The organism is Variovorax sp. H27-G14 (assembly GCF_046156345.1).
In the GTDB taxonomy this organism is placed as follows: domain Bacteria; phylum Pseudomonadota; class Gammaproteobacteria; order Burkholderiales; family Burkholderiaceae_C; genus Variovorax.
In genome coordinates this window covers 39,959-56,525 of the sequence record NZ_JAYLVN010000025.1, presented here as the reverse complement: position 1 = coordinate 56,525, position 16,567 = coordinate 39,959, and the positions used below count along the sequence as shown (strand labels likewise).

Here is a 16,567-nt window from a genome sequence, read left to right as displayed (position 1 = left end):
GTACAACCCAGAAGAAGCCCTGCAGCGAAGGTACCCCCATGATCGGCATCGTCATCCCGGCACACAACGAGGAGCAAGTTATCCGCAACTGCCTTGTCGCCGTCACTCGCGCTGCGCAACATCCTGCCTTGAGGGGTGAGCCCGTGGAAACGGTTGTCGTGCTCGACGACTGTACGGACGCAACGTGCGTGGCGGCGGCCGCCGCCGGTGCAATGATGTTGAGCGTTCAGGCGCGCAACGTGGGCATGGCCCGCGCGGCAGGCGCGCAGGCGATGCTGGAACGTGGCGCCCGCTGGCTCGCCTTCACCGACGCGGACACCGAGGTCTCCGAGGCATGGTTGGTGAATCAGCTTGCATTGCAGGCGGATGTGGTCTGTGGCACGGTCGGCGTTCAGGACTGGTCGCCGCACGGTGCCAACGCCGAGCTGCTGAAGGCGCATTTCAGTGAAACGTACTTTGATCGCGATGGCCATCGTCACGTGCACGGTGCGAACCTCGGCGTGTCGGCCGAGGCATACCGTGCGGTCGGCGGCTTTAGGCACCTCGCTTGCGGAGAAGACGAGGCGTTGGTCGCCGCGCTGGTCGCTGCCGGTCGACAGGTCGCGTGGAGCTCACTGCCCCGAGTGGTAACGAGTGCCCGTGTTGACGCGAGAGCAACGGGCGGGTTCGCGGACGCGCTGTTGAACGCGGTCGCGCAGCGCATTGCCGAGGCGGCGGCTCCAGGTCAGACTTTGGCTGTGCCCGCTTGACATGCGCGCACTGGGCCCTCGACTCCACTACACCGCGGCATCGCGGAAAAGCCGCAGCGAACAGCCAATGCAGCCTTACGAAACACGATACGCGCGATCTCCGTCCAGGCAGAAACGAGCCTTTTGGCCAAGCGTCAAAAAACCATGGGAGCCATGGAAAACCGGCTGCGACTAGCTAGAAAGCCTATCATTTTGCTATGCCTCGTCATTGTCTCGACCTCGATCTTCCTGTCGGCTGGCACTGCGATGTCGTGCTGACGCAGAACTTCGACGGTGCGGTCTCGGGGAAGGCAGAGTTGCGGCAAGGCAAAGAGACTCGTTGTGTCTTCGTTCTTGCACTTCAAGGCAGCCGAGAGGCAGCCCAAGCCCGCTTGCAGTTTCGCGCCAACCAGTTCATCGAGGAATGGGAGGCTCGTGTTGCTAGCGATCACAGCACCTGAAGCCGAGAAATTGGAGGACTGTCATGCTTTCTCCTGCAGGTCGGAGCGGACTGCGCGCCCAAAAACTGGCAACTCAACTGGGCTGCGAAGTGCGAGAAACCTTGCCAAGAATTGGGTGGTCACAATCTGCCCTCGTGGGAGCCAACAGAGAACTCGCCGCGCAACTAATTTCCGCCGGCGGTCGCTGGAGTTCTTCGGACAACGCGATCTTGTTTCCGACTTGGTCGACCCTTGAAGAAGTGCTCGAAGAGATCGTCGAAAATCGGCGAATGAATGCAGCTCGATGATGGATAGTCGATGCCGCCCGTGCTCTCAGCCGAGCATTACAACCGTCGTGGACGAAGCAGAGCTTGTGCCTGTCCGGGTCGACGCATTGAGCCGCATAGAGGTTCGACGCGTAGCGCAGTCGCAAACCGGGTCGGCCCTAGTCCACGCCTCCGCTGTGACCTCGCGGCCTGCCAAGCGTCATCGAGCACCGTGGCGGGCGGCCGCCAAGAAGCTCACTTGGGTGCCATTGCCGACGGTGGCCTTGCCACCATCACCAGGGGCGCCGATGACGAACCGCGGCAGCGCAGCCCCGGCACCCGCTAGACAATGTTCGCCGGCCTGACCGTCTCCAGCGGCTCGGTCCGCTGAAGGCCAACATGAATCAGCACGAAGTCGTAGAGCGAGCACGCCCATCATGCGCGATCGCCGCGTACGCGACGAGCGTGACGTTCGGCTTGTCGGCGTTTACCAAGCGACCCTTCGGCCCACCTGCTTCCATCGGACAAGTGCTCGACCTCGCGCCTCCTCGCCGCGAATCGGGGGGCGCGACTTCGACCACGCCGCCAACCTCGGGTTCGCTCGGGGCCCCGTCCTTCAGACTCAGCCCCCGCATTCCTGCAGCCCGTCTCGCCGACGGTAGCGCACGCTTCGCTCATCTCGCGAGGGCACACCCATGACAAACGACAACATACCCAATTCCGACGGCCACTCCCTGGAATACCGCGGCTTCCGATTTGAACTTCGCGTGGATGAGCAGCGAGGCGGCTATCGCCCTGTCGTCATTCTTGTTCTCACGCCCGCGGATGAGGAAGAAACGCAACTTCCGAACGATACGGAAGAGATCGTTTACAGCACCGCGGCGGAGGCCATTCGGCACGGAGAGCAACAGGCGATGCGCTGGGTCCACGACCGCACTGGCGATGGGCGAGGCCAGTTCTAAGCACTCGTGCAGATCGCCTGCGCGCGCGGATGGCCGCGTAGCAACTGCCGGCCCTGCGCCACCGTCGCGAACACGCATGTTGCGGCTTCCAGCGCGATGGGTTCCGACCCGCAGCCCTAAACACTGGGGCCCCATGGCGCCAGTGGCTGAAGCGCTACTTCGCCTTTGCCGCGGCGTCCGCATTGGTGGAGCTGCGGCTGCCCTTGAGGTACAGCTCCACATCGGCCGCTTTGTCGCCGACCTTGGCTATGGCCTCAGCCAGCTGTTCGTCGGACACGTCGAATTCGCGCGTCCATCGCTCGGCTTGCGCTGCGTCGTCCTTGTCGATTCGCGGTGTCGGGGATTCGTTCGGATTTGTCATGAGGTCTCCTGTTTGCTGATGAAAGAAGTTCCGCTCAGAGCGGCAGCGTCCGCTCGGCGTCGGCGGCGGGAGGCGCCAGGGGTCGCGGCCCAGAAGGCGTCAGCACAACCTTTCGGCACTCCTCCTCCGCCTTTTCGAAGATCTCGTAGCCGCGCGCCGCGTCTTCCAGCGTCATGTGGTGGGTGATGATTACTTCGGGCTTCAGGTCGCCCGCCTGGATGTGTTCGAGCAGCTTGGGCATGTGCTGCTGCGCATGCGTCTGGCCCATCTTGAAAGTCAGGCCCTTCTCGAAGGCATCCCCGAACAGGAAGCCGTGGATGAAGCCCGCGTACACGCCGGGCACGCTGACCACGCCGCCGCGGCGCGTGGCGGCGATGGCCTGGCGCAGCGCCTTGCCGCTCGAGCCTTCCAGCTTGAGGTCGGTCATCACCGTCTCCAGCATGCTGCCCTTGGCCTCGAAGCCGACCGCGTCGATGGAGGCATCGACGCCGCGGAAATCGGTGCGCTCGATGATGGCGCCTGCGGGGTCGTCGATGTCCTTGAAGTTGATCGGTTCAACGCCGTACGTGGCGCGTGCGAACTCGAGCCGATAGGCGTGTTCGTCGACCATGAAGATGCGCTCGGCCCCCAGCAGCCTCGCCGAAGCCGCTGCCATAAGGCCGACCGGCCCGGCGCCGAAGATGGCCACCGTGGAGCCCGGCCCCACTTCTCCGTTCACGGCCGCTTGGTAGCCGGTGGGCAGGATGTCCGAGAGAAACAGCACCTGCTCGTCGGCCAGTCCCGGCGGGATCACCAGCGGACCCACGTTCGCCTTGGGCACGCGCACATATTCGGCCTGCCCGCCGGGATACCCGCCGTATAGGTGCGAGTAGCCGAAGAGCCCGGCGCCGGAGCGCACATTCTTCTTGTTGAGGATGGCCCCGCGCCCAGGGTTGGTGGTCTCGCAGGCGGCGAACAGCGTCTTGTTGCAAAAGAAGCACTGGCCGCAGGCAATGGTGAAGGGCACGACCACACGATCGCCCTTTTTCAGGCGCGTCACGCCCTTGCCGGTTTCCTCCACGATGCCCATGAACTCGTGGCCCAGGATGTCGCCAGACTCCATGTCGGGAATCTTGCCGCGGAAGATGTGGAGGTCGGAGCCGCAAATGGCCGTAGCGGTCACGCGCAGCAGCACGTCGTCTTCCTGTTCCAGCACCGGGTCGGGTACCGTTTCGACGCTGACTTTCTTGGAGGACTGGTAGGTCAGGGCTTTCATGGCGCGCGTTCCTTTGAGGGTTGGAAGTGGTGAGCAGATGCACTGATGGGCTGCCCCAACTTCGAAAATTAGGTCGAGGAATCCAGCCTAGTTGTAGGAACACAAGCAGTCGGCGTGCGCGCCGCGCCGCCATTGCCGATAGCTTGCCGGCGCTCAGCCATCATGAGAGTCCCCGCGCAAGAAGCGACGCCTGCCTACACGCGCGCTTCGTCAGGGCGCGATCGTGAACGTCTTACCCCTATCGGAGAAACTCATGACTCAGCGACGAAGCGTTCATTCATCGGGCAGTCCCACCAAGACACCCAAGCCGACTACTGGTGCCAACACCGACGGGCGCACGCCGACGGAGTTGCCAAGCGATCCGGCAGCCAAAAAGGGGGACGGGGACTCTGGCCAGCCGCCCGCGAAGCGCAAATCCTGAGTGATCGGATGCCGAAAGCAAGCGCGACTGGTATGGACACGGTTCGCGCGTCTTGGCTGGCAACCATCAGGTGGGATCAGCAACGGCATGCCTTCATCGGCATCCTTGCTTGTCATCTACCTCTCGCGTAGGTGACAAAGCCGCCCTTGAAGGCGGCTTCGAGCGGGCTGCGCTGTCGCCGGCGCTAAGCCATAACCGCCATCTCGGCCATCAGCTCTTCCTTGCGGGCCGCGAGCGTTTCGCGCATCGCAACGAGGTCGAGTTTGCGCGCCGCCCTGGCCTTGGGGAAAAGTTCGTTCCGCTCCTCCTTGACGTGGTGATCAATGTATTCCCCAAGAACCTTCACTTTGGCGTCGAACATGTCGTCCACCTCGGTAGCGTCCTGCAACTGGGCGATGAGATCCTTCGCGCTGGCGTGTTCGACGTTGGCCTCATCCAGCAGGTCGGTGTCCTTGATAGCTTCGCGCACTGCGGGATAGAAGATTTCTTCTTCGATCTGGGTATGGATGGTCAACTCAATGCAGATCTGCATCGCCAAATCGCGCCTCTTGTTGCGTGCGGACGCCGATTTGGAGGAGGTCAGCTCTTCATAGGCGGAGAACATTTTCTTGACGTTCTTGTGGTCCGTATCCAGCAAGGAACATGCATCTGGCGCTGCGCGTTTGACGGTCATCGTTGGAGCTCCTGTGTTGTGGGGTACCGTAGATTGCAGTTCAGCCGGAGCGCCACGGTAGGACCGCTTCTCTATGACGCGTCGGGCGCTTTCAAGATCGCTCGTTGGGCGAATTGACACATGGAATTCAACGGCCAAGGCCATCGACAAGCTTGATCGGATGATTTTCGGCCTCAGTCCCGGTGAGAAAACGACCTGCGAGCACATCCAGGAATTGGCGACGGTCATGCGAACCATGCTCAACGCCCTCAGGCTTGAGTCTTGGCTGAAACGAACGGTGGCAAGTGTATGCATGTCGTGGTAGCGCTGGCACCGCGCTACGACTACGACACGGTCAAAGGCTTCTCCTAGAAACTACCTGCACCTCGGCTCCGACGCCGGCGGCAGTAGCGCTGCAGTGATCTACACGTTGACCGGCTCTGCCAAGCTCAACGGAACGGACCCGCAGGCCTACCTGCGACATGTGCTCGAGCGTATTGCCGACCACCCGAGCAACCGCATCGACGGGCTGTGCCGTGGGCCGTCGCCGGCGAGCTCGTCTAGGCTACGCCCACGACGTCGACGTCGACGTCGACGTCGACGTCGACATCGGCACCGGCACCGGCACCGACAGACAAGCTCGCGGCCTGAGCGTTGCTGCTGGCAAAATTGCCGACATGCGTGTCGAGCAGATCAAAGACCTCCCCATGGCCACCAGCGCCGAGCTGTACCAGCTCAGTTGGGTCATCGAGCAACTCATCGCCGACACCAGACGCATCGTGCGGACGCGCTCGCAGCTGCACCATGGGCCAACTGATGCAGTACTGGGACTGGGGCACTGGCAACTGCGCGCGACCCGCATCGTGGCCATGAAGGACCGCCAAGCCACGCTGGTCGACTAGCCGAGCAAAGCTCGCCTGAGCGGCTGTATGCGGCGATCTTTTCGGCCGAGGAACAGCCGAACGCATCAGATGCCAGATCAGCGTCCGCAGGGCCTGCGGCGCCGCTGAGGCCGTCGCCGGAGATCCCCAGGTGGGAGGACTTCCGTGTCGGCCAGCGAGGGAGCTTCGTCGACCAAGGCCTCAAACGTCAGGTCGGCGAGATCAAGCGACTCAACCAGCGCACGGCCACCGTTCACTGCGATGGCCGGGCCTGGTGCGTTGGCTTCGGCCTGCTTCAGCAGGTAGCCGACATCACGCCATGAACCCCCCGGCCGTCAGCGACGGCCTTCAGCGGACTATTACCCAGTGCCTGGATCTGGCTCTTCTCGTCCATGCGCGGCACCATCGCCATCAAGGGCGGATCCATGTAGAGCCCGACGATGTCGCGCACCTTCTGGACGAACATCGGATCGGTCGACAACTTGAACGTCTCCTGTCGATGCGTTTGCAAACCGAAGGCGCGCCAGATACGCGAGACGGTCGTCGGAGAAGCCCGCTGCGCTGGCCATGGTGCGCGTGTTCCAGTTCGTAGCGCCGCGCGGCACACTCTCCAGGGTCTTGGCGATCACCGCATCGACGCGAGCATCGTCGATAGTTCTTGGCGCGCCAGAGCGTGGCGCAACCAGCAGACCATCCAGGCGCTGTTCGACAAACCGCGCTCGCCACTTTCTCACCATCTGCGGTGTGACGGGCTGGCGCGCCACGACCATCTTGTTGTCCTTTCACTGGACGCAAGCCAACACGATGCGCGCTCGCAGCGCCAGGGCCTGCGCCGTCTTGCGTCGCAGCGTCCGCGCCTTGACCTCTTCGCTCTCGGCGTCTGTCAAAACCAGTGTCGCTTTGGGTCTTCCGATAATGGTTGCCTCGTCGGCTACAAACGTTACACGAGAGACCCTGATGCTCAAGAATAATCATCGAACTTCTAACTCATGACACTAGACCAATTTAATTGGCTGCTCGAAATTCAAAGTCTTTAGGCGATTCAACGGCCACGACATGAGCAAGGTACGGATCCGAAGTTGCCCCTGGCTCGGGCAGCGCATAGGCGTCGGCAAAGGCGTCGGCGTCAAAGTGATAAACCTTTCGATCGGAGTGCCGATGGTCGATGCACAAGGAGTCGTGAGAGTCGGTGAGCATCCAGCAGCGCAGGTAATTTTTGACCAGCTTGATGTCGAGTTGTTTGGCAAAGTCTTTGAGCTTGGTCTTCTTGGTATTGGTTTCGGTGCGGAACCCATCAATGCCCATGCCGCGTGGCAAGGGGTGTTGCGCCAGCCGAGGGGGGAGTATTAGTACTGCTCAGTGATGAAGAGCGGCTCCATTGATCTATAGAGGCCAATCCATCGGTGCGGAAGCATCGAAACGTCGAAGTAAGGTTGGTCTGCATAACCCGTGATCGGCCTGGCGGAAAACATGCTAAAGGCTTCCTGTTCGACGAACAGTTTGGCGTGCCAGCCTGCGCCGTTTCCAAATGCCAGCGTGGGCTTGGACCAATGCGCATGCATGCTGGCGACGGTCAGAGCAAGGTCGCGCGCGGACTTCGGAACATCTCGCTTACAGATCCGACAAATCTCTCGGCGATATGCGGTCGAACCGCCATGGCGTATCACCGCCGAGCTGCGTCAGTCGGGCCAGACGGTGAACGACAAGACCGTGCAGCGGCTGATGGACGGTCTCGGCCTGAAGTCGATGGTTCGGCCGAAGAGATACCGCTCCTACCGGGGCGAGTCTGTCCTATCGCCGAGTGTGCTCGATCGCCAGTTCGACGCAGCGCGCCAGAACGAGAAACGGGTTACTGACGTGACCGAATTCAATGTCCGCGGCGCAGAGCTTTACCTGTCACCTGCCATGGACCTTTACAACGGCGAAATTGTGACCTTCGAAATGCCGGAGCGATCCCTGTGCTCCCTGCAGGGAACATGCTGAAGAAGGCGCTCTCGAAGCTGAAGGGACGAGCCACTGCGCCACTACTGCACTCCAATAAGGGATGGCACTATCGGATGCCTGCCTACCGCAAACAACTCAGCGCCCACGGGCTGACGTAAAGCATGTCGCGCAAAGGCAATTGCCTGGACAGCGCCGCCTGTACCGAACTCAGGCATCGGGTTGCTAGCTTCCAACCGTCCAACTTCTGGGGGTCAGCTCAAAGCCGGGGCGATTCAGTCTTTGCGGGTTCGTACCGTTCCAGCCATGTCCAGATGGAAACGGATCCGCGCGCAAAGGAACAGAGCACGCGCGCTAACCCCATGAGGTCCTCAAGTCGTCCCTCGGCACGAACGACCACGTCATGGCGTTGCATGTCCATCTCCAGGATCCGAGCTTCACGGCGCCGGAGTTCGACCAAAATATCGCGCGCATGGGCGTGCGGACTCTTGATGCGAAGAAACATCACAGGCTCTACCCATCCATTGATCTCAGGATCGATGTAGGTGAGAACTTCGGGCTTGCGCATGACGATGCACGCGCCGTGCGCATCCAGAATCACCGCCTGCGCCTCCTCCAGGAAGCATTCGTCGGCTGCGTAGATTCGCCCGCCCCGACCCTCGCAAACCACGAGATACCTGTCAGGGCGTGACAACCAGTCCACTAGGCCGCGGGTCGCGAAAATCGGAAGCCTTTCCGCCCCTGGCAGCAGCGATTGCCGCAACGGGTAGTTGGCGAGTCTGTCGTCATTGAACATGGCACGCCTTTTGGTCGAGCTTTAAGAATCCGAGCGCCCTGCAGGGTCTGAGCGTCACCAGCCGTGCGTCGACGATCTCTCCGCTCGCAAGCGGCAACGGCACAACAGCGCCGATGGCGTGTCCGATCAACGCCAGGCCAATGGCACTGAGGATTGAGACACGACCCCGCTTGATGTCGGCAGCGGCCGGCGACACCAGCGTGATTGCGACAGGCGCGTCTGTGCCAGGAAACTGCGCGTCAATCGTCCAGTTAACGCTCGCGATGTCTTGTCTCCGGCAATCAATAGGGCGCAGCGTTGCGGCACGGAGCACTTTCAAAGCTAACTCGCCGAGATTGAACTCCACGTCGCGCAACCGGAGCCACTCCTCAGCTGCGTCGCTCAGAAAGCTTGCCTCAGCCGCCGTCAGCAGGCGCGCGCTTGTCATGCTGTCCTCCTGTCCCCGTGCCTTGCCGTCACGCGGTCGCGCCAACCCGCAGGCGACGCGGTCATCTCTGCCATCGGGTCGATGCGCAGATCGTGTGGTACGAGCAAGACGTCGCCGTCGGACCACCACAGCACACGCTGTGCCACGCTGCCGAAAAGGAAATCCGAGAATCTGGAACTGCGCCGCTTTCCGACGACGAGAAGCTCCGCGTTGGCATGCTGCTGCTGGATCACCGCCTGCCGCGCCGCATCGCCCCGGCCGATCGCGGCGACAACCCGGTTGCGTCGGGCCGTCGATGAGTCGCTCAGCCAGAACAAGCGTTCATTCGCATCACGCATGCTCTCGTGCCGATAGGCCTTCATCGCCTGTTCGGACACATCCGCATAGCGCAGCTTGCCTTCGTGCATGGTGTTCAGTGCATGAAACAGTTCGACCTGCGCATCGCTGTCGAGTGACCAGGCCAGCTTCACCAGCTTCTTGGACTCGGGCGTGAAGTCGACTGCGACCAGAATGCGACGATAGGAATTAAAAACCTCGAGTCGGGCCAGCAGGATCGGGCAACGGACGGCGCGCTGCAGGCGTTCGATGGGTTGGCCGAAAAAGTAGGCCGTGACGGATTTTTCTCGGTGTTCGCCGATGACCAGCAGATCGACCCAGCGGGCTTCGTCGACAATTGCCTCCAGATGGCCGCGGGTGTCGGAGACGTTCTTCACCAGAATGTCAAAGCGCGAGTGCACTTCTGTGGCGAGTCGCCTCACGTCGTCATCGACCCCGGCAACGCGGCACGCAATGAAGTCCTTTGGGGCATACATGATCTTCAGCAGGGCACGATGCTGTGCTGCGAGCATGGCGGCCCGAACGACCGTGCGGTTGCCCTGCTCAGATAGATCCGTGACGGCGAGGATGGATTGAATGTTCATTGTTGTCTCCTGAAGGCGTGGGAATGCGGTCGCCGTTGCCAAGGACGGCAAAGCTTGTGGCTCGCAGCAAGCTGGAAGTCATGACTGCCGCGTGATCCGGCAGTGTCGAAAGGCCCGCAGGTCTCAGCCGACGCGTCTGCGAAATGGCCGGCCGCGCAGGACGAACGGTCAGGGAATGCGTGTGGGAGCTCGGTTCCAGACCTATCGAAGCCCGGCTAACCGCAGTACAGCGCGACGCTAAGTTGTGCGTCATCAATGAAGCCGAGTAAGCTTCAAAGAATTAGTGGTCGTTGCTTGCGAGTGGCGCTGAAAAACGCGATTGCGCGCCGCACGGGGACGTATGCCCGACGGTCAATGAATTGCGCTAAAAAAAGGGAGGCTGACCGCCGGGCTCAGAAATGTGCGAGGGTCTGCGCTGACCCGTCTGCGCATCGGGCAAACAGCAAGGCGCACGGCGTTTGTGTCGTCCACAGTGCGAGGCGAAATTGGCCTTGGACTGTGTGGGGAGGGTACGCCTGGGTCTGCATGCATCGAGTCTATGAGACCCCGGCGCATTGGGCAACGGTACCCCCACACCCTCTGCCAGATTGATGTAATCCAGCTCCTTCCATCTGTTGGCTTTCATGGTCGCTGCGAGCGCCAAGTGCTAAGTGATTCTGGCAAGGAAGGTAGGGCCATGCTTGCCCGTGCAGGTACCGCCACTTAGACTTGCGACATGCGAACCCCGCTTTCCTGCTGTAGCCGCGACGCTTCCACGATGACCTTGCCACTCCCGGCAGGCGTGGGATCGTACGTCTGGTGCCAGGTGGTCACGCCGGGACTTCGACAGCCGGCTGCACATCTTTAAGCCCGGCGATCCACTCCATCTTTTTGCGCAACCACTGATCGCCGGGCACCTGCCCAGCGCGACTGTGGGCGTCCGTCCTCTCGGCGTCTGCAAACCGAATGGAGTGCGTCATGCACACAACGATTTACGGCGAGCGCACGCTCACCGAACTGGATTTCTCTCGCCTCGCGAAATTGTTCAGCGGCCAGCTGCCGACCGATCTGTCGGACCTCTTGGCCGCTACCGAAATTGTGGCGTCCCGCGACGTGCCGGCGAAGATCGTCACGATGTATTCGCAGGTCGAGCTGGTCGATACGCACACCCTGCGACGGCAAAAGCTGACAGTCTGTTTTCCGGGTGACGCTGAGCCGGCCGCGGGCTTTATTTCCGTCCTGTCACCGGTCGGACTGAGCTTGATCGGGCTCGCGGAAGGCGCACTCGCGCGATGGCATACGCCCAGCGGCGAGAAGTGTTCAGCGGAAGTGGCATCCGTCATCTTTCAGCCCGAGGCCAGCGGCGACTACACGACTTAGTTCGCCGGAGCACCTGCGCGCCCGCGCGCCACACCTTCATGTCTCAATGCCTCTCCCTGCCAAGGAGGGGGGCTCAACCATTTCCGGCCGAGGATCAGTTCATCATGCATTACAAGACGATCTTGGCAGTCACGGACCTGTCAGTGGAGGGGAATCAAGCGGTCCAGCGTGCGGCCTTGTTGGCCGCCAACTGCAGGGCCGAACTCCACTTGATGTACGTCCCCATTCTTCAGAACCCGCCGTGTCTGAATCACGAAATTCGTTTGGGCGAACTAGCGCGCAGCGTGTCCAGCGGTGCCGGAGTTTGCGTGAAAGCGCTGAGCTGCTGGGGGGCCACCGTTGAGGACGTCGCGGTGCAAGCCAACTGTGCCGACCTGATGGTCCTCAGTTACCGTCCAGAGCGAGAAATCGTGTCCTTCTTTCGTGGGACCTGGCACCAGCGTGTCATGCGATTGACCCGGTGTGCGGTGCTGCTGACACGCTCGCATGGACGGCAGCCCTACGCGAAGATCGTGGTGGCAGTGAACTTCACCGAAAGTGCCCGGCAGCTCGTCCAGCTCGCGCTCGACTTGGATGATCGCGCGCAAATTGAACTGTTTCACGCGATCAGCAGAACGGACGAAGCCAAGCTGCGTTCAGCTGATGTTCCCTGGGAAGTTGTCAAGATGTTCAGAGGCCGGCAGGAGGCTTACGCGCGCAAGTGCCTGTACGAACTGACGCAATCGATCGATGCGGGAGGGCGAATCTTGACCTTCTCGACAAAAAGCGGTGATGCGGCGCGCCAGACGTTCTTGCATCAAAAGGACACCGGGGCTACGCTGACTGTCGTCGGCAAACGGCGTCGCTCTGCCGCGTTGGAGTTTCTGAGCGGTGCAGTCTCCAGTCGGGTGCTCGGATTGTCTTCGGCGGACATCCTGATCGTGCCGCACGATCGCCAGCCTTCCAGTCGAGCGGCAGCGAAGCTGCGCATTGCTGCAGAGAGGGGAGATGGACGTGGTGCCTTCCTGCCGGGAAGGGAGACGGTTCGGTGAGTGCGCTCCACCGTTTCCTGCAGTGCAGAATTGGTCGGGACGTGCAGGTGCAGACGTCGGCGGGCATCAATGCGGCCTGATGCATTCGGGCTCCACTTGAGATGTACCGCGCTTTAAGTTTACATAGCGACCCAGTCAGCGGATCTTGGTGGATGCGGCCGCGCCGTCCGTTGCGTTAACTCCGGTCTGGCTCAGGCTAACGTTTGACAGGCAATGCGCAAAGTATGCTGCGGCCGGAGTAAGCGGCACATCCGAGCGCGTGAGAATTAGCAATTCGATGTCACACGGATGAAAGATTCCATCTTGGATGGCAACGATGCCGCTGGAATCAACATGCCCAAGCAGCGGCGCAGGCACAACACTTACTGCATCGGTGCTGCGCAACAAAGCCATCGCCGACAAGGCTTCGCAGACCGTCACCCGAGACGGCAATCCCACGCCAGCCAAGCCGAACATTGCCTCTAATCGCGGCTGCCTTCCGCGTCCGATTGGTTGCGTCAAAACCCATTCGCAATCGGCAAGGCTGCGAGCGGTCGGATCCTTCAAAATCGGGTGACCCGCTCGGACAACGATGCTTTGCCGCGTCTGAAAAATTCGCTGAATGTGAAATTCACTTCCTTGAACTTCCCCGACATCGGCCGCAACGGCAGCGATGTCCAGCGTTCCGTTGTGTAGGCGTGGCAGCACGCGAGACATCAAGCCTTCGATGATGTTGACCTCGACGTGCTTGTAGCGCTGGCGAAACCAGCTAAACGCGGGCCCGAGCCCTGCGAAAGTCAAGAAAGGCGTGACGCCGATGTTCAAGGTGCCGACATCGGCGCCGCTTGTTTGTCGGAGTTCCTCAATCGCCAGCGCGGTCTGCCTAGTGATCACTTGTGCACGTTCAAGCAGGCGTGCACCGGCGGGAGTCAACGTGACGCCGCGCGATTGACGCACAAGCAACGGAATTCCCGCCTCCTCCTCAAGGGCACGCATCGACTTGGTAACCGCAGCCTGCGACACCGACAACTCTCGGGCAGCAGCACGAATGCCACCGTGCGCAACAACGGCGACGAGTGTTTCGAGTTGGCTTATTTTCATCTCAAACGACAACCTTACGTTTATGAAAAATCAGTTGACCTCGTGCAACGTATTCAGAGGCCGGTACTAAAGCACCGGTAGGGTTACTACTTATGCTGGTTCTGACGGGGTCGAGGGTACCCGCAATGGCAAGAGAGCGGGTGACAACCAAAAGCGTTCACAGGGCAAAAATGTTGCCTTGTGAGCTTCTGTACCGGTGCCTAGCATCCGCTCAGATTTTTGGCACTAAGTCACATTGATGTTCACCACTCTGCTAGATCGAATGCAAACCCACGCTCCCGAGTTCATCGGTGTGCGGCGCGACATTCACCGTCATCCCGAACTGGGCCTGTCCGAGCACAGAACCTCAGAGCTTGTCGCCAACCGGCTAGAGCAGTGGGGTTACGAGGTGACTCGTGGTCTTGCTACGACCGGTGTGGTGGGCACGCTGAAGCGAGGCACTGGCCAAAAAACGCTGGGGATCAGGGCTGACATGGACGCCTTGCCTCTGCAAGAACTCAGTGGCGTCGAATGGGCGAGCGTGAACACCGGTGTTATGCATGCATGTGGTCATGACGGCCATACGGCAATGCTGTTGGCTGCCGCTCGTCAGTTGGCCGAGGAAGGCGATTTTGACGGCACGCTACACCTTATCTTCCAGCCTGCCGAGGAGCACCCAGGCGGCGCGCAGCTCATGATCGAACAGGGCCTGTTCGATCGCTTCCCGTGCGACGCCATCTTCGCGATGCACAACATGCCTGGGACCCCCCAGGGCATGCTCGTCTTTCGCGATGGCGCCACCATGGCCTCGTCGGACGACGTCACCATCACGCTCAAGGGGACAGGCGGGCATGGGGCCATGCCCCACCTCACAGCCGATCCGATCGTCGCAGCCGCAAGCATCGTGATGGCGTTGCAGACCGTCGTTTCGCGCAACGTGGACCCGCAGGCGACGGCAATTGTCACGGTGGGCGCGATCAACGCTGGTCGTGCGAACAACGTCATCCCGCAAAACGTAAAGATGGAAGTGAGTGTGCGTTCTCTTGACGCTGCTGTGCGAGATCTTCTGGAGACACGCATCAAGGCATTGGTCAGCGCCCAGGCTGAAAGCTTTGGTGTCCAGGCCGACGTTATTTATAAACGTGACTATCCGGTGCTGGTCAACACGCCGGCAGAGACGGAGTTCGCGCGCCAAGTGGCGCTTGAGCTTTTTGGGCTGGAGCAGGTGGTTCTCCATGGTCCAGCGTCGACAGGGAGTGAAGACTTCGCTGTGATGCTTGAGCACTGCCCGGGCAGCTACCTGCAGATCGGCAATGGTGCCGGTCCGGGGTCCTGCATGGTGCACAACCCGGGCTACGACTTCAACGACGACAACGTTGCTATCGGCGCAGCGTACTGGGTGCTGCTTGCGCAGCGCTTTCTCGCGTCCCGCCCTTGACGCTGAGCTTGACGCCATTTTCTCCACCCACAGCACCTCGAATTGGATCGACCATGACACTTGATCGCCGAACTTTCATCTCTGGTGGCGCTGTCACCATCGGCTGGCTTGCGGCCAGTCTTCCAGTTGCCGCTTGGGCGCAGGGCGCCAAGACGCTGAACGTCGCATTGTTTCCCGAGCCGAATGCGCTCATCGCTGGCGCAGGGTCGACCGGCCCGTCACAGATGGTGATCGGCAACATTTACGACGGCCTCTTGCGATTCGACGACAAGTTGCAGCCGATGCCCCACCTCGCCACGGAATGGAGTGTGAGCCCGGACGGAATGGTTTACATCTTCAAACTCAAAGAAGGGGTCACGTGGCACGACGGCAAGCCACTTACCGCAGACGACGTGGTCTTCACAGCTGACAAGCTTCAACGGGCGTTGAATCCGCGGGTGCGGATTGCAATGCAATCGGTCGCGAGTGTGAAGGCGCTCGACGCCCGGACGGTCGAGTTTCGGATGGCGCAACCCTACGCCGCTTTTCTAGGACTGTTTGACGTCAGCTCGCTGCCGATCGCCCCCAAGCACCTGCTGGGTGAAATGGATTTGACCAAACCACTGACGGGTACGCCCGTCGGTACCGGGCCGTTCAAGTTCAAGGAATGGCAGCGTGGTTCGTTCATCCAACTGGTTCGCAACGAGAAGTACCACGTTGCAGGACTTCCAAAAGTCGACAACGTTTTCTGGCACATCATTCCCGATGGTGCTTCGCGCGCGGCCGCTTTCGAATCCGGCAAGGTCGATGTCTTGCCAGGTGGAGCGGTCGAGTACTTCGATGTCGGAAGGCTGGCAAAGTTGCCTGGCGCAAGTGTCACCACTAAAGGCTACGAGAAGCTGGCGCCGACGGCGTCGCTTTGGATCAATCACCGCACACCGGTACTTCAAGACTTGAAGGTGCGTCAGGCGATCATGCATGCAATTGACCGGGACGCCCTTGCCAAAGTTGCCTGGTTCGGCTTCGCGAAGCCATCAACGGGAATCTTCAATAGCAAGACCGCTTTCTACACGGACCAGACGAAGAAGTACGCACGTGACGTCCCTCTTGCCAAAAAGCTGCTCGCCGAAGCTGGGTACAAGGGCCAAGCCCTTCGCTTTTTGCCCCTGCCGTTTGGTGAAGCATGGGCGCGTACGGCAGAAATGATTCGGCAGAACCTGCAGGAAGCTGGTTTCAAGATCGAACTCATCAGCGCGGACCTCCCAAGCGTGATGGCCCGAGCGTCAAATTGGGACTTTGATCTGAGCCTCACGTACTTGTTCCAACTCGGCGACCCGGCGCTTGGTGTCGCTCGCAGTTATGTTGGCAGCGAAATCAAAAAAGGTTCACCGTTCAACAATGTTGGCGGTTACCAGAATCCCAAAGTTGATGCGTTGTTCGAGCGCGGTAGCCGCGAGATCGATACAAAAAAGCGGGCTGAAATTTATGCCGATGTCCAGCGCACCATGGCGGAGGATGTTGCTGCTGCCTGGTTGCTCGACCTCAACTTCCCAACCGTGTATCGCAGCAAGGTCGAAGACTTGATTACCAGTGGGCTCGGGCTGACCGACAGCCTGGCGCGCACATTCATCAAGTAAGCCAAAGCGACCCT

Annotated in this window: 18 protein-coding genes and 3 pseudogenes; 11 read left to right on the top strand and 10 right to left on the bottom strand. The window is 60.7% G+C overall.

Features of this window, described 5'->3' with window-relative positions; genetic code table 11:
- Nucleotides 1-38: 38 nt before the first annotated feature.
- The 3 genes from VLK31_RS32685 to VLK31_RS32675 all read left to right on the top strand — a co-directional run bounded on the left by VLK31_RS32685 (nucleotide 39) and on the right by VLK31_RS32675 (nucleotide 2,396).
- Nucleotides 39-749, top strand: a complete 711-nt coding sequence (locus tag VLK31_RS32685) for a glycosyltransferase (RefSeq protein ID WP_409172649.1) — start codon at nucleotides 39-41, stop codon at nucleotides 747-749.
- A 463-nt stretch (nucleotides 750-1,212) separates the two neighbouring features.
- Nucleotides 1,213-1,476 (top strand): hypothetical protein, encoded by a 264-nt coding sequence (locus tag VLK31_RS32680; RefSeq protein WP_409172648.1) that lies wholly within the window; start codon nucleotides 1,213-1,215, stop codon nucleotides 1,474-1,476.
- A gap of 653 nt (nucleotides 1,477-2,129) precedes the next feature.
- Entirely contained in the window at nucleotides 2,130-2,396 is a 267-nt protein-coding gene (locus VLK31_RS32675) for a hypothetical protein (protein ID WP_409172647.1), read from the top strand.
- A 154-nt stretch (nucleotides 2,397-2,550) separates the two neighbouring features.
- Here the strand turns inward: VLK31_RS32675 and VLK31_RS32670 are convergent, their stop codons facing one another.
- From VLK31_RS32670 to VLK31_RS32660, 3 genes are all read right to left on the bottom strand, one after another.
- Complete coding sequence (locus VLK31_RS32670; RefSeq protein ID WP_409172646.1) at nucleotides 2,551-2,757, bottom strand: DUF3606 domain-containing protein; 207 nt, start codon at nucleotides 2,755-2,757, stop codon at nucleotides 2,551-2,553.
- Between the two features lie 34 nt (nucleotides 2,758-2,791).
- Entirely contained in the window at nucleotides 2,792-4,012 is a 1,221-nt protein-coding gene (locus VLK31_RS32665) for a zinc-dependent alcohol dehydrogenase (RefSeq protein WP_409172645.1), read from the bottom strand.
- Between the two features lie 605 nt (nucleotides 4,013-4,617).
- On the bottom strand, nucleotides 4,618-5,106 hold the full coding sequence (locus VLK31_RS32660) for a hemerythrin domain-containing protein (RefSeq protein WP_409172644.1): 489 nt from the start codon (nucleotides 5,104-5,106) through the stop codon (nucleotides 4,618-4,620).
- A 73-nt stretch (nucleotides 5,107-5,179) separates the two neighbouring features.
- Between VLK31_RS32660 and VLK31_RS32655 the strand changes: the two genes are divergently transcribed.
- From VLK31_RS32655 to VLK31_RS32645, 3 genes and pseudogenes are all read left to right on the top strand, one after another.
- A complete protein-coding gene (locus VLK31_RS32655; RefSeq protein WP_409172643.1) occupies nucleotides 5,180-5,410 on the top strand; it encodes a hypothetical protein in 231 nt (76 codons plus the stop codon).
- A 45-nt stretch (nucleotides 5,411-5,455) separates the two neighbouring features.
- Nucleotides 5,456-5,649, top strand: a pseudogene (locus tag VLK31_RS32650) (transposase domain-containing protein); the annotation flags it as partial.
- Between the two features lie 143 nt (nucleotides 5,650-5,792).
- Nucleotides 5,793-5,987, top strand: coding sequence for a hypothetical protein (locus VLK31_RS32645; protein ID WP_409172642.1), 195 nt, complete (start codon nucleotides 5,793-5,795; stop codon nucleotides 5,985-5,987).
- Between the two features lie 274 nt (nucleotides 5,988-6,261).
- On the opposite strand, the gene VLK31_RS32640 is transcribed toward VLK31_RS32645, so the two are convergent.
- The 3 genes and pseudogenes from VLK31_RS32640 to VLK31_RS32630 all read right to left on the bottom strand — a co-directional run bounded on the left by VLK31_RS32640 (nucleotide 6,262) and on the right by VLK31_RS32630 (nucleotide 7,283).
- Nucleotides 6,262-6,447, bottom strand: a complete 186-nt coding sequence (locus VLK31_RS32640) for a hypothetical protein (protein ID WP_409172669.1) — start codon at nucleotides 6,445-6,447, stop codon at nucleotides 6,262-6,264.
- 136 nt (nucleotides 6,448-6,583) lie between these two features.
- Nucleotides 6,584-6,703 (bottom strand): annotated as a pseudogene (locus VLK31_RS32635) (helix-turn-helix domain-containing protein); the annotation flags it as partial.
- Between the two features lie 268 nt (nucleotides 6,704-6,971).
- The gene (locus tag VLK31_RS32630) at nucleotides 6,972-7,283 is read right to left on the bottom strand and encodes a hypothetical protein (RefSeq protein WP_409172641.1); all 312 of its coding nucleotides are present in this window, start codon (nucleotides 7,281-7,283) and stop codon (nucleotides 6,972-6,974) included.
- 342 nt (nucleotides 7,284-7,625) lie between these two features.
- Here VLK31_RS32630 and VLK31_RS32625 point away from each other — a divergent pair.
- Nucleotides 7,626-8,065, top strand: a pseudogene (locus VLK31_RS32625) (DDE-type integrase/transposase/recombinase); the annotation flags it as partial.
- A 101-nt stretch (nucleotides 8,066-8,166) separates the two neighbouring features.
- Here the strand turns inward: VLK31_RS32625 and VLK31_RS32620 are convergent.
- Genes VLK31_RS32620 through VLK31_RS32610 form a run of 3 tightly spaced genes read right to left on the bottom strand, consistent with a single transcriptional unit; the run spans nucleotide 8,167 to nucleotide 10,050 of the window.
- Complete coding sequence (locus VLK31_RS32620) at nucleotides 8,167-8,703, bottom strand: hypothetical protein (RefSeq protein ID WP_409172640.1); 537 nt, start codon at nucleotides 8,701-8,703, stop codon at nucleotides 8,167-8,169.
- On the bottom strand, nucleotides 8,693-9,130 hold the full coding sequence (locus VLK31_RS32615) for a GreA/GreB family elongation factor (RefSeq protein ID WP_409172639.1): 438 nt from the start codon (nucleotides 9,128-9,130) through the stop codon (nucleotides 8,693-8,695). The genes VLK31_RS32620 and VLK31_RS32615 overlap by 11 nt, the downstream gene beginning before the upstream one ends.
- Nucleotides 9,127-10,050 carry a universal stress protein gene (locus tag VLK31_RS32610; RefSeq protein WP_409172638.1) on the bottom strand — a complete coding sequence of 308 codons (924 nt, stop codon included), beginning with the start codon at nucleotides 10,048-10,050 and terminating at the stop codon, nucleotides 9,127-9,129. Before VLK31_RS32610 ends, VLK31_RS32615 begins: the two co-directional genes overlap by 4 nt.
- A gap of 957 nt (nucleotides 10,051-11,007) precedes the next feature.
- Between VLK31_RS32610 and VLK31_RS32605 the strand changes: the two genes are divergently transcribed.
- Together VLK31_RS32605 and VLK31_RS32600 are read left to right on the top strand one after the other, a co-directional pair.
- A complete protein-coding gene (locus VLK31_RS32605; RefSeq protein WP_409172637.1) occupies nucleotides 11,008-11,409 on the top strand; it encodes a GreA/GreB family elongation factor in 402 nt (133 codons plus the stop codon).
- Nucleotides 11,410-11,513: 104 nt separating this feature from the next.
- Nucleotides 11,514-12,440: a universal stress protein gene (locus tag VLK31_RS32600; RefSeq protein WP_409172636.1), complete on the top strand. Its 927-nt coding sequence runs from the start codon at nucleotides 11,514-11,516 to the stop codon at nucleotides 12,438-12,440.
- Nucleotides 12,441-12,575: 135 nt separating this feature from the next.
- On the opposite strand, the gene VLK31_RS32595 is transcribed toward VLK31_RS32600, so the two are convergent.
- On the bottom strand, nucleotides 12,576-13,520 hold the full coding sequence (locus tag VLK31_RS32595) for a LysR family transcriptional regulator (protein ID WP_409172635.1): 945 nt from the start codon (nucleotides 13,518-13,520) through the stop codon (nucleotides 12,576-12,578).
- A 262-nt stretch (nucleotides 13,521-13,782) separates the two neighbouring features.
- Here VLK31_RS32595 and VLK31_RS32590 point away from each other — a divergent pair, with 262 nt between their 5' ends.
- Both VLK31_RS32590 and VLK31_RS32585 read left to right on the top strand, forming a co-directional pair.
- On the top strand, nucleotides 13,783-14,937 hold the full coding sequence (locus VLK31_RS32590) for a M20 aminoacylase family protein (protein WP_409172634.1): 1,155 nt from the start codon (nucleotides 13,783-13,785) through the stop codon (nucleotides 14,935-14,937).
- Nucleotides 14,938-14,990: 53 nt separating this feature from the next.
- Nucleotides 14,991-16,553, top strand: a complete 1,563-nt coding sequence (locus VLK31_RS32585; protein WP_409172633.1) for an ABC transporter substrate-binding protein — start codon at nucleotides 14,991-14,993, stop codon at nucleotides 16,551-16,553.
- Nucleotides 16,554-16,567 lie beyond the last annotated feature (14 nt).